10 protein-coding genes are annotated in these 12,500 nt (G+C 59.8%); 7 read left to right on the forward strand and 3 right to left on the reverse strand.

Going from position 1 to position 12,500, the window contains the following annotated elements; genetic code table 11:
- Nucleotide 1: 1 nt before the first annotated feature.
- The 6 genes from PGW49_RS01245 to PGW49_RS01270 are packed head-to-tail and all read left to right on the forward strand — an operon-like array spanning nucleotide 2 to nucleotide 7,090.
- The gene (locus PGW49_RS01245) at nucleotides 2-796 is read left to right on the forward strand and encodes an isoprenyl transferase (protein ID WP_040359958.1); all 795 of its coding nucleotides are present in this window, start codon (nucleotides 2-4) and stop codon (nucleotides 794-796) included.
- Nucleotides 797-798: 2 nt separating this feature from the next.
- Nucleotides 799-1,698 (forward strand): phosphatidate cytidylyltransferase, encoded by a 900-nt coding sequence (locus PGW49_RS01250; RefSeq protein ID WP_270225132.1) that lies wholly within the window; start codon nucleotides 799-801, stop codon nucleotides 1,696-1,698.
- The gene (gene dxr, locus PGW49_RS01255; protein WP_270225134.1) at nucleotides 1,698-2,885 is read left to right on the forward strand and encodes a 1-deoxy-D-xylulose-5-phosphate reductoisomerase; all 1,188 of its coding nucleotides are present in this window, start codon (nucleotides 1,698-1,700) and stop codon (nucleotides 2,883-2,885) included. Before PGW49_RS01250 ends, dxr begins: the two co-directional genes overlap by 1 nt.
- Nucleotides 2,886-2,910: 25 nt before the next feature.
- Nucleotides 2,911-4,272: a M50 family metallopeptidase gene (locus PGW49_RS01260; protein ID WP_270225136.1), complete on the forward strand. Its 1,362-nt coding sequence runs from the start codon at nucleotides 2,911-2,913 to the stop codon at nucleotides 4,270-4,272.
- Nucleotides 4,273-4,285: 13 nt separating this feature from the next.
- A complete protein-coding gene (ispG, locus tag PGW49_RS01265; RefSeq protein ID WP_270225138.1) occupies nucleotides 4,286-5,368 on the forward strand; it encodes a flavodoxin-dependent (E)-4-hydroxy-3-methylbut-2-enyl-diphosphate synthase in 1,083 nt (360 codons plus the stop codon).
- A complete protein-coding gene (locus PGW49_RS01270; protein WP_229090669.1) occupies nucleotides 5,369-7,090 on the forward strand; it encodes a proline--tRNA ligase in 1,722 nt (573 codons plus the stop codon). It abuts the gene before it with no gap.
- Between the two features lie 178 nt (nucleotides 7,091-7,268).
- Here PGW49_RS01270 and PGW49_RS01275 read toward each other — a convergent pair whose 3' ends face one another.
- The 3 genes from PGW49_RS01275 to rpmB all read right to left on the reverse strand — a co-directional run bounded on the left by PGW49_RS01275 (nucleotide 7,269) and on the right by rpmB (nucleotide 11,461).
- Nucleotides 7,269-8,033: an aminoglycoside phosphotransferase family protein gene (locus PGW49_RS01275; RefSeq protein ID WP_006236119.1), complete on the reverse strand. Its 765-nt coding sequence runs from the start codon at nucleotides 8,031-8,033 to the stop codon at nucleotides 7,269-7,271.
- 88 nt (nucleotides 8,034-8,121) lie between these two features.
- A complete protein-coding gene (adhE, locus tag PGW49_RS01280) occupies nucleotides 8,122-10,770 on the reverse strand; it encodes a bifunctional acetaldehyde-CoA/alcohol dehydrogenase (RefSeq protein WP_270225140.1) in 2,649 nt (882 codons plus the stop codon).
- Between the two features lie 502 nt (nucleotides 10,771-11,272).
- Nucleotides 11,273-11,461, reverse strand: coding sequence for a 50S ribosomal protein L28 (gene rpmB, locus PGW49_RS01285; RefSeq protein WP_022094725.1), 189 nt, complete (start codon nucleotides 11,459-11,461; stop codon nucleotides 11,273-11,275).
- A 452-nt stretch (nucleotides 11,462-11,913) separates the two neighbouring features.
- Between rpmB and pyrR the strand changes: the two genes are divergently transcribed.
- Nucleotides 11,914-12,498, forward strand: a complete 585-nt coding sequence (pyrR, locus tag PGW49_RS01290; protein ID WP_195361312.1) for a bifunctional pyr operon transcriptional regulator/uracil phosphoribosyltransferase PyrR — start codon at nucleotides 11,914-11,916, stop codon at nucleotides 12,496-12,498.
- Nucleotides 12,499-12,500: the final 2 nt, after the last annotated feature.

The raw sequence follows: 12,500 nt of genomic DNA on the forward strand, positions 1-12,500 counted from the left end.
GGTGCAATACGACGAGCATAAACTGGTCGAGTACTTTGCCGACGCCCCCGCGGGCGTCGGTTTTTCCGACCTTGACCTCAATAACATTCCGCACCATATCTCGTGCATCATGGACGGCAACGGTCGTTGGGCCACATCGCGCGGTCTTGCACGCACCGAGGGCCACAAGGCGGGTATCGTCTCCCTTCGTGAGATTATTACCGCCTGCGTGCGTCTGGGCGTCGACGTGCTTTCGGCCTATGCGTTTTCTACCGAAAACTGGAACCGCCCGCAGCATGAGGTCAACGTCTTGATGCACTTGTTTGCCAAGACGTTCATCGACGAGTTGCCGCTTCTGAAGCGCGAAAACGTGCGCGTTGTCTTTTTGGGTGATATTTCCGCGCTGCCCAAGAAGACCCGCGACGTTTTTGAACGCGGTCTTGCCGAGTGCGCCGATCACACCGGTATGACGCTGGCGCTTGCCGTCAACTACGGCGCGCGTGCCGAGATTACCCGCGCTGTCCGTCAAATCGCACTCGACGCTGCCGCCGGTAAGATCGATCCTGGCGCAATTGATGACGACATGGTGGCTTCCCACCTCTATACCGCCGGTCTTCCCGATCCTGAGCTTGTGATTCGCACCTCTGGTGAGCTGCGCCTTTCGAACTATCTGCTGTGGCAGGTGGCTTATTCAGAGTTCTACGTCACCGATACCTATTGGCCCGACTTTGATCGTTGGGGCCTTGTCGACGCCATTTTGGCCTATCAGGGCCGTGACCGTAGGTTTGGTGGACTGAGCAAGACCGAGGAGGCTTAATCGTGTCCGATCGTCCCAAGGCATCTGCTCCCAAGACGCCTGCGCGTAAAGCTGCCACTGCGGGAGCGCCTGCAGCGAAGAGCGGCAGCGGTTCGTGGCTGGCGGGCTTTATTACCCGTGCCGCCGCCGGTATCGTCTACGCCGTTGTCTTTATCCTGTGCCTGGTTTTGGGTATCGTGCCCACTGCCATCTTTGTTTCCGTCATGAGCGGTCTGTGCTGTTATGAGTTTTTCCGTATGACGAGGCTCGATGGCAAGATGGCTAACGAGCGCATGGGTATCGCTGCCGCCGTACTCTTTCCGCTGTCGGCGTTGGGCGATTCGACGTTGCTGAATGCCCTGCTTTTTGCCCTGATGCTCGCTGTGGGCATTTGGTATGTCTGGTCGCCGCGTACCCGCATCTCTGATGTGGCCGTGACGCTCATGGGTCCCATCTACACTGGCTTTATGCTGTCGGCTATCGTGCTGCTGCGCGATGCCGTGCCCGGTTTTGCCGGCGCCCTGCTTTCAGTGGGCGTTTGCGCGTCCCTTTGGGTCTCCGATTCGTTTGCCTACATTGTGGGCAGCCGTATCGGCAAGCACAAGATGGTTCCCAAGATCTCTCCCAAAAAGAGCTGGGAGGGGTTTGTCGGCGGCATCCTGGGCTCGGTTTTGATTTGGCTCATTCTGTGGGCGACGCACTTCTACAAGCTCAGCCTGCCCTATGCGCTGCTGTGCGGCGTGGTCGTGTCCATTTTGGGCGTTATCGGCGACCTTATCGAGTCGCGCATCAAGCGTGGCGTGGGCGTCAAGGATTCCGGCAACCTTATCCCGGGCCATGGCGGCATGCTCGACCGTAGCGACTCGCTTATCTTTGGCTGCATTACCGCTCAGCTGCTTTTGATGATCGGAGGCGTGCTGTAATGTCATTCCAGACGACGTATGGCTCCGATGGACGTCTCCGTGTTGCCATCCTGGGCTGTACGGGCTCTATCGGCACCCAGGCGCTCGATGTGTGCCGTCAGCATGCCGATCGCCTGCAGGTGACGGCGCTATCCGTTAACTCCAGTACCTCCGAGCTCGTTGCCGCTGCCCGCGAGTTCTCGGTTCCGGCGGTTGCCGTGGCCGATGTCGCTCATGGCGATGACGCCGTGCTGCAGGAGTTGCCCGAGGGAACGAAGCTCGGCGTTGGCGCGCAGGCGGTTTGCGAGCTCGCGCGTCGCGACGATGTCGACTGCGTGCTTGTCGCTATTGTGGGTGCCGCCGGTCTCGAGGCGAGCCATGCGGCCTTGACCTCGAATAAGCGTCTTGCCCTTGCCAACAAGGAGTCCCTCGTCGTCGGTGGCGACTTGCTTATGCCGTTGGCGCAACCGGGCCAGCTTATTCCAGTCGACTCTGAGCACTCCGCCATCTACCAGTGCTATCTGGGGGAGAACCCGCGCGAGGCTCATTGTATTTGGCTCACCTGCTCGGGCGGTCCGTTCTTTGGCCGCGCGCGCGACGAGCTAGATCGCGTGACGCGTGCCGATGCCCTCGCACATCCCACGTGGGCCATGGGTGCTAAGATCACCATCGACTCCGCCACCCTCATGAATAAGGGCCTGGAGCGCATTGAGGCCATGCATCTGTTTAACTGCGACCTCGATTTCATTAACGTGGTCGTGCAGCGTCAGTCCAAGATTCACTCTATGGTCGAGTTTGCCGACGGCTCCGTGATGGCGCATCTCGGTGCTTCCGACATGCGTATTCCCATCCAGTTCGCGTTCTCGTATCCCGAGCGTTGGGATACCCCGGCGCCTCGTATCGATTTCCGCGAGCTGGGGCAGCTCACGTTTGATGCTGCCGACATGGATACCTTCCGCTGTCTGGCACTGGCCGAGCGTGCCGGCAAGACGGGTGGCACCATGCCGTGCGTGCTCAATGCCGCCAACGAGGTCGCCGTCGATGCCTTCCTGCACGATGGCTGCAGCTTTACCGATATCGATCGCATTGTGGAATCCTGCATGGATGCCCACGATATGCAGGCGGTCGATTCGTTTGAGCAGCTTCGCGACATCGATGCGTGGGCGCGTGAAAAGGCTGCGCAGGTACTCGCCGCAACCCGTTCCTAACCCATAAGGATTGCTTTTTCGTTTTATGGATACTGTTCTGAGCGTTCTCTCATCGGTCTTTTGGGGCCTGCTGATGCTTTCCGTCCTCGTGTTTTTGCACGAGGGCGGCCACTTTTTGGCGGCGCGTGCCTGCGGCGTCCGTGTGACCGAGTTCTTTTTGGGCCTGCCGTGCCGCTTTGACATCCATTACACGTCGCGTCGCATTGGAACCAAGTTTGGCGTGACCCCGCTGCTGCTGGGTGGCTACGCTGCCATCTGCGGTATGGATCCGACCGATGTCTCCTGCGCCGATCGCGTGCTCGCGGCTATCTACCGTCATGGTCGCGTGACCGTGGCCGACCTTGCTGTCGAGCTCGAGCTTTCCGAGGAGGATGTGCTCGAGGCTTGTGCTCTGTTGCTGGGCTGGGGCTCCATCGCTCCCTGGTATGAGGAAGGGGAGAAACCCTCGCCGAGCTACTATCCCACCAAGTATCAGACGCTGCCGCGAGACGCGGCGGGTTACACCACCTTTGACGGCCGCCGGTTCGATCGAGAGCATGCGACTGCCGAGGGCGATGTGTGGGAGCTGCCGTGCGGCGAGGCTGATTTCTTGGCGCAAGAGCGCTCGCACACTTATCTTGGCCAGGGCTTTCTCAAGCGCGCCTTTATGCTGCTCGCGGGCATTCTCGTCAATATCCTGACGGGTTTTTTGCTGCTTATGAGCATCTATTCCATTGCGGGTGTCACCGTGCCGATCGATACCAACGTGATCGGTCAGGTTGACGAGGGGTCTATTGCCGCCAAGGCGGGTATCGAGGCTGGTGATGCGATCCTTTCGGTTGACGGTGTATCGTGCTCCACATGGATGAACGTTTACGATGCCATCGGCAAGGCCGCCGGTAAGGACGATATCGCCATCGAGTACGAGCGTAACGGCAAGCAGCATTCGACCACGGTTGCGCTCAAAGAGGACGAGCGGTTAGGTGTGTATGCTTCTACGGAGGTAGTCCGTTTGGACCCCATCACCTCGGCGCGTCTGTCGTTCTCCTATGTTGTGCAGACCGCGGAGGGCGTGATGCGCCTGCTCCAGCCGCAGCATACGATGGAGATTCTCGATCAGTCTTCTTCGATCGTGGGTATTAGCGTTATGTCCTCACAGGCTGCTGCTGCCGGTCCTGCCACGTTCCTTTCGTTTGCCGCCCTCATTTCGTTCTCGCTTGGCTTTATGAACCTGCTGCCCATCCCACCACTCGATGGCGGCAAGCTGGTCATCGAGATCATTCAAAAGATTGTGGGCCGCGAGTTTCCGCTCAAGGTCCAGACGATTGTGAGCTATGTGGGCATCGCGCTCTTTGCGCTGCTGTTTGTCTATATGCTTCGTTCCGACATCCTTCGATTTATTCTGTAGGGGAGTGTTTGGATTGTCTTTATCCCATCCTTTGCCTCGCGATTTGACGCGCCCTGTGCATGTGGGCGGCGTGCAGATCGGTGGCGGTGCGCCGGTGGTGGTCCAATCCATGACCTGCACCGATACCGCTGATGCCCAGGCAACGCTTGCGCAAGTGTGCGCGTTGGCGCAGGCTGGCTGCGATATCGTGCGCGTGAGCGTGCCCACCGAGGCCGCGCTTGAGGGTTTCCGCACCATCTGTGCCGAGTCTCCGGTGCCGATCGTCGCCGATATTCACTTTAACCATAAGCTCGCCATTGGTGCCGTTGAGGCCGGTGCTGCCAAGCTGCGCATCAATCCCGGCAATATCGGCGATTGGGCCAAGGTTGACGCGGTGATCGATGCTGCTGGTGCCGCGGGCTGTGCGATTCGTATCGGCGTCAATGCCGGTTCACTCGAGCAGGATATCGCCGGGCGCGAAGACCTCACGCAGCCCGAAAAGCTCGTGATGTCGAGCGAGCGCTTCGTCAAGCACTTTGAGGACCGCGGCTTTACGAACATCGTGCTTTCGGCCAAGGCCCATAGCGTGCAAACGACGCTCGATACCTATCGAGCCCTGTCGCGTGAGATTCCCCACGTTCCGCTTCACCTGGGCGTAACCGAGGCGGGTACCAAGCTTCAGGGCACCATTAAGAGCTCGGTGGGCCTTGGTATTCTGCTGTCTGAGGGTATTGGTGACACCATGCGCGTCTCTCTCACGGCCGATCCGGTTGAGGAGCCGCCGGTTGCCTGGGGTATTCTGCAGTCGCTGGGCCTGCGTCGCCGTGGCCCCGAGATTGTCTCGTGCCCCACGTGCGCCCGCTGCCAGGTTAACCTCATTCCCATCGCCGAGGAGGTCACCGAGCGGCTTAAGAACTACTCCGCGCCGCTTTCTATCGCTGTGATGGGATGTGCCGTTAATGGCCCCGGTGAGGCTTCTGATGCCGATCTGGGCGTTGCTTGCGGACGTGGTCAGGCCCTGCTCTTTTCGCATGGCCAGATCATTGGTAAAGTAGCTGAGGACCAAATTGTCGACGCGCTTATGGCCGAGGTCGACAAGCTTATTGAGGAGAAATAAATGACCCGAGCAATGTATATGTCTAAGCTCTATGCGCCGACGCTCAAAGAGGATCCGGCGGACGCTGAGCTCGCCAGCCACCGCCTGCTGCTCCGTGCCGGCATGATCCGCAAAGAGGCCGCCGGCCTGTATTCCTATCTGCCGCTCGCATGGCGCTCGATCCGCAAGATCGAGAATATCGTGCGCGACGAGATGGACGCTGCCGGTGCCCAGGAGCTTATGATGCCTATCATGGTCGACGCCGAGTTGTGGCGTGAGTCCGGCCGCATCGACGCCTATGGCAAGGAGCTTGTGCGCTTTGACGACCGTCACGGTCGCGAGTTCGTCCTGGGTCCCACCCACGAGGAGACCGTCACGGCCCTGGTGCGCAATGAGCTGCGCTCCTACAAACAGCTGCCCGTCAACCTGTACCACATTCAGGACAAGTTCCGCGACGAGTTCCGTCCCCGCTTTGGCCTGATGCGCGGTCGCGAGTTCATCATGAAGGACGCCTACAGCTTCTCCGCCACGCAGGAGAGCCTGCAGGAGGAGTACGACAAGATGAAGCAGGCCTACGCTAACATCTGCGAGCGCTGCTACATCAAGGCTCTGCCCGTTGTCGCCGACTCCGGCGAGATCGGCGGCGACACTTCCGTAGAGTACATGGCTCTTGCCGACGCCGGCGAGGCTTCGCTCGTCTACTGCGACGATTGCGGTTTTGCTGCCGATGACGAGGCGGCAAGCACCAAGGTCGTTGTGACCGAGGGCCCCGGCGATGGCACGCTCACCAAGGTCGAGACTCCGGGTATGGGCACCATCGAGGCCGTTGCCAAGTTCTTCGGCTTCCCCGAGAACGGCACGCGCAAGTCGCTGGCACTCATCGACTCCGAGGGCAAGCCGGTCGTGGCCATTGTCCCGGGCGACCACGAGCTCAATGACTGCAAGGCCGAGCATGTCTTTGGCAAGGGCTACCGCATGATGACCGACGAGGAGCTTCAAGCGAACGGCCTGCACAAGGGCTTTATCGGACCGGTCAACCTGCCCGAGGGCATCCGTCTGGTGTGCGACGAGAGCCTGCGCGATTCCAAGCAGTGGGCCTGCGGTGCCAACGAGGTCGATTATCACTTTACCGGTGCCTGCCCCGAGCGCGACTTTACCGTCGATGAGTGGGCCGATCTGGTCACCGTTGTCGCCGGCGACCCCTGCCCGCACTGCGGCAAGCCGCTCTCCGCTGCCCGCGGCATCGAGGTCTCTCAGGTCTTCCAGCTGGGCACCAAGTATTCCGAGGCCATGGGTGCCACCTTTATGGACGAGGATGGCAAGGAGAAGCCGCTCATCATGGGCTGCTACGGCGTTGGTGTGTCCCGCTCGCTCGCTGCCGTCGTGGAGCAGCACAACGACGAGCACGGTATCGTCTGGCCGGTCTCCGTTGCCCCGTACGAGGTCGCGGTGATTCCGCTCGATCCCAAGAAGGAGGAGTGCGCTACCGTCTGCGAGCAGATCGTTGATGGCCTGTGCGCCGAGGGTATCGAGGTCGTCGTCGATGACCGTGACGAGCGTCCCGGCTTTAAATTTGCCGACAACGACCTTATGGGCTTCCCGTATCAGGTCGTTCTGGGTAAGCGTGGCCTCAAGAACGGCACCGTCGAGCTCAAGGACCGTGCTACGGGTGAGCGCGAGGACGTGGCGATCGACGAGGTCGTCGCCAAGGTCGCCGAGCTTGTGAAGGCGGCACGCCGTTAATCGGCGATTTCGCTTGTAGTTCGATATACGGGACGGCCCCGCATTTCTCCAGATAGGGGAGATGCGGGGCCGTCCTTTTATCTTGTCGGCGTACTCAATCGCTAAAAGGAAACCCCACAGCCCATGCGAGCTGCGGGGTTTCCTTTGTGCCTCCGATGCGAAATAAATCGCTCAGATATTACTGATAATCGACGACGTCGATCCAGTTCTTCAGGAACTCATCGTTCACGTTGCGCTTACGAGCGAGCTCGGAAGCGGCGACGATGCTCGTCCACTGACGCACGACCTGCATGGGCATGTCGGCGCGGTCGCAGTAGAGCTCCAGATAAGCCTCGGCCTGGTCCTTGCTGTTGAGGGCAAAGAGCAGGTAGGTGGTGGCAACGTCGGCAGCAGGGGAGCCCTGGGTAGCGTGTGCCCAGTCGCACACATAGAGCTGGCCGTCGTCGCCGACGATGACGTTGGAGGGGTTGAAGTCGCCGTGGCAGACCTTGAACTCCTTGGTCATACCGTCCAGACGCTCCTGAAGGTTGTAACGCGTGGTGGCATTGAGCTGATCAAGGCTGTCGATCATGCGGGCGAACTTGTCGCGCTGACGGTTGAGCAGCGGGGAGGTGTAGCCGTGGATCTCGATCTGGAGGTCGACGAACATCTCGAGGTACTCACCGAAGCGCTGGGGCTCGGCAGTCATCTTCTCGGCAAGGGTGGTGCCCGGAACCTTCTCGGTCACGAGCGCCCAGCCGTTGGCGTTCTCGAGCTGGGAAACCTCGAGAGCCTTGGGGCTGCGGATGCCGCACTCATTGATGCGGGCAAGATTCAAAGCCTCGTTGAACACGTCGGAGACAGGCTTGGTCTCGTTAAAGACCTTGACAATCTTGTCGCCCAGGTCGTAAACGACCTTGTTGCCACGGCGGACGAGCTCGGTCTTGGAATCGGGTAGCAGCATGGTTGCATCCTTTCAACGATGCGATAGAAGCGACGGCGGGGGTGTGTGAAACACCCGTGCACCCCCACCGTTAAAAACCGTGCTAAAACTAGCAGACGGCGTAATCCTGGGGCTCGCGGCCGTAGTAGGCGTCCAGGTAGAGCTCCTTGATCTCGCTCATGAGCGGGTAGCGCGGGTTGGCGCCGGTGCACTGGTCGTTGAATGCCTGCTCGGTCATCTCGTCGAGGGTGTCGAGGAAGTACTGCTCGTCAACACCGTAGTCGGCGATAGTCTTCTTGACGCCGATGAAGTCCTTGAGCTCCTCGAGCTTCGTGATGAAGTTCTCGAAGACCTCCTTGTCGTCCTTGCCCTCGATGCCGCAGTACTTGGCCATCTCGGCGTAGTTGTGCAGTGCGTTGGGGTAAGGATACTGGGAGAAGGTACCCATCTTGACGGGAGCCTCGGCGGCGTTGTAGCGCATGACGCGAGTCAGGATGACGGCGTTAGCGATGCCGTGGGGCAGGTGATGGAAAGCGCCGAGCTTGTGAGCCATGGAGTGGTTGAGGCCCAGGAAGGCGTTGGCGAAGGCCATACCGGCCATGCAGGAGGCGTTGTGCATCTCCTCGCGGGCGTGCGGGTCCTTGGCGCCGTTCGTGAAGCTGGAGGGCAGGTTCTCAAAGACGAGCTTGGCAGCGCGCTCGGAGAGGCCCTTGGTGTAGTCGGAAGCCATGATGGAGACGTAGGACTCGATGGCGTGGGTCATGACGTCGATGCCGGAGGCAGCGGTCAGGCCGCGCGGGGCGGTCATGCAGTTGTCGGCGTCGACGATAGCCATGTTGGGGAGCAGCGCGTAGTCGGCGAGCGGCCACTTGATGCCGGTCTCCTTGTCGGTGATGATGGCGAACGGCGTGCACTCGGAGCCGGTACCCGAGGAGGTCGGGACGGCGACGAAGTAGGCCTTCTTGCCCATCTCGGGGAAGGTGAAGATACGCTTGCGGATGTCCATGAAGTCCATGGCCATGTCCTCAAACTTGCACTCGGGGTGCTCGTACATCATCCACATGATCTTGCCGGCGTCCATAGCGGAGCCACCGCCGACGGCGATGATGACGTCCGGCTCAAAGAGAGCCATCTGCTTGGCGCCGCGACGTGCGCACTGCAGCGACGGATCGGGCTCGACGTCGTAGAAGCAGTCGTGGGCGATGCCCATCTCGTCGAGCTTGGCCTCGATGGCGCGGGTGTTGCCATTCTTGAAGAGGAACTGGTCGGTGACGATGAAGGCGCGCTTCTTGCCCATGACGTTGCCCAGCTCGTCGAGGGCGACGGGCGTGGAACCCTTCTTGAAGTAGACCTTCTCGGGAGCGCGGAACCACAGCATGTTCTCACGGCGCTCGGCCACAGTCTTAACGTTGATCAAGTGCTTCACCCCAACGTTCTCGGAGACGGAGTTGCCGCCCCAGGAGCCGCAGCCCAGGGTCAGAGACGGCTTCATGCCAAAGTTGTACAGGTCACCGATGCCGCCGTGCGAGGACGGGGTGTTGATGACGATACGGCAGGCCTTCATGACGTGCTCGAACAGGCTGATCTTCTCGGCCTGGGCGGGGTGCACGTACAGAGAGGCGGTGTGGCCCGGGCCACCGGCGAGCACCAGGTGCTCGGCCTTGTCGACGGCCTCCTGGAAGTCCTTGGCGTGGTACATGGCCAGGACCGGGGAGAGCTTCTCGTGGGAGAACTCCTCCTTGGCGGGGTCGGTGGAGGTGACCTCGGCGATCAGGATCTTGGTCTTGGCGGGAACCTCGATGCCGGCGAGCTCGGCGATCTTGGCAGCGGCCATGCCGGGGATGCGGTGATCGAGAGCGCCGTTCTTGAACATGGCGGCACGCAGGGCCTCCATCTCGGCACCCTGCTTGACGAAGTAGCAGCCGCGCTTCTGGAACTCGGCCTTAACCTGGTCATAGATGCTGTCGATGACAGTCACGGACTGCTCGGAAGCGCAGATCATGCCATTGTCGAAGGTCTTGGAGTGGATGATGGAGTTGACGGCGAGCAGCACGTCGGCGGTGTCGTCGATGACGACCGGGGTGTTACCGGCGCCAACGCCCAGGGCGGGCTTGCCCGAGGAGTAAGCGGCCTTGACCATGCCCGGGCCACCGGTGGCGAGGATGATGTCGACGTCGCGCATGACCATGTTGGTCAGCTCGATGGAGGGGACATCGACCCAGCCGATGATGCCCTCGGGGGCGCCGGCCTTGACGGCGGCGTCAAGCACGAGCTTGGCGGCGGCGATGGTGCACTTGGCGGCAGCCGGGTGCGGGGAGATGATGATGGCGTTGCGGGTCTTCAGGCAGATCAGCGTCTTGAAGATCGCGGTGGAGGTGGGGTTGGTCGTCGGGATGACGGCGCCCACGATGCCGATGGGCTCGGCGATCTTGGTGATGCCGTAAGCCTCGTCGCGCTCCAGGACACCACAGGTCTTGGTGTTCTTGTAAGCGTTGTAGATGTACTCTGCGGCGTAGTGGTTCTTGATGACCTTGTCCTCAAGAACGCCGCGGCCGGTCTCCTCGATGGCCAACTTCGCCAACGGGATACGAGCCTTGTTGGCGGCCATGGCGGCCTCATAGAAGATCTTGTCGACCTGCTCCTGCGTGTACGTAGCAAAAAGCGCCTGGGCCTCTCGCATCTGAGCGAGCTTAGCCTCAAGCGCCTCTACGTTGTCCACAATTGCGGGAGTAGTGTTTTCCGGTGACTTTTTCACCATTTGTGTCTCCTTGCGATCGGAGATTTACCCTACGCCTTGCATGATAGCAAGAAATAATTCGGCGAACGGTAAGATTCCCGTAAAAGGCACACTAAAACGCTTCAACTAAATGAAACGATTCAACTAAAACTATCTGCCTGCTGCATCGCCCCGCTCATTGGGGACAGACTCTCATGAGTATTTCAATGGGAAAACGGGACATCTGTTTGATAATCGCTATTCGCGGGTCGCGGTTGAGTCGGACACACAGGCGGTGCAGCTACTCGATTACATCCATTTCAATCCCGTGTAAGGTGCGTCCGACTCGCTCGAGGCGTACCGTTAGTTACAAGGCATACCAGCTGCGCTATGATCCCTTTGACATCTGCAAACCCTCATATAAGTCTGTCCCCAATGAGTGCAAAAAGGCGCCCTCCGTAGGGGAGGGCGCCTTTGGTAAGTTCTATATGAACGCGAGGTCTTTGACCCGGAGAGTCCGAGGTACTTGTTGGTAAGACCTTATTTACGAGCGCGCAACCTTGCCGGACTTGAGGCAGGTGGAGCAAACGTTCATCTTGCGACGGTGACCATCGACGACGACGTAAACGCGCTGGATGTTGGGGCGGAACTTACGGTTGGTGACGCGGTGAGAGTGGCTGATGGAGCGACCGGCAACGGGGTGCTTACCGCAAACTTCGCAAACTTTGGACATAACTGACCCTCCTTGGGCGACAAACGAACATGTCGCGTTAACAAACAAGCCTGAACTATAGCACAGAAGTCGCTCCCTGTGCGCAATCTACACAGAGATATTCCTCTTTTGGCGATAGTGCTCACGCCACGGCCCTGGACGTAGATCCGATTTGCGTGCAGCAGAGGGGATTATGCCAGCTCGTGCGTGCGTTTTCAAGCTCGTCCCACAAATATATATAGGTTTATGGAGCATTGGGCTCCGTTTACGGATTGCTCTGTATTTATGCTCGCAATTAAGCTCGAGGTTGGCTACACTATCCCATGACCATTAAAGGGGTACGAGATACCCACATGGAATTACATAGCTGCCCAAAGAGCAGCCCTTCCTGTGGGTGTCTGGTCCGCTTTAAGCGGTCGGGCATCTATTTTTTTGACTGTGTCAGCAGTCAAGACATGTGAGGAAGGAGATCGATGGGCACGACTTCCCCCAAGGCGGTCATCATGGACGAGACCGCCGTCAATCGAGCGATGACCCGCATCGCGCACGAGATTCTCGAGCGCAACGAGGGCTGTGAAGACCTCGCTCTGGTCGGCATCGTCACGCGCGGCGACCTTCTGGCAAAGAAGCTCGCCGAGGAGATCAAGGAGATCGAGGGCGTCGACGTTCCGCTCGGCAGCCTCGACATCAGCTTCTACCGCGATGACTATGCGACCAATTTCGCTCCCGCGATCCACGCCACCAACATTCCCTTTAGCGTCGACGGCAAGCGCGTCGTGCTGGTGGACGACATCCTGTACACGGGTCGTACCATTCGCGCCGCTCTCGACGCCGTCATGGACCTGGGCCGTCCGAACCGCATTGAGCTGGCTGTCCTCGTTGACCGCGGCCACCGCGAGCTCCCCATCTCGCCGGACTTTGTCGGCAAGAACGTTCCCTCGTCGCATGAGGAGAACGTGCACCTATATATGAAGGAAGTCGACGGCCACACCGCCGTCGAGATTAACGACGTCGCGCCGGGTTCCCACGTGGGCTCCGCGCCGCTGGGAGGTGAGTAGTA

The sequence above is a fragment of the Collinsella aerofaciens genome (assembly GCF_027679495.1).
In the GTDB taxonomy this organism is placed as follows: Bacteria; Actinomycetota; Coriobacteriia; order Coriobacteriales; family Coriobacteriaceae; genus Collinsella; species Collinsella aerofaciens_AK.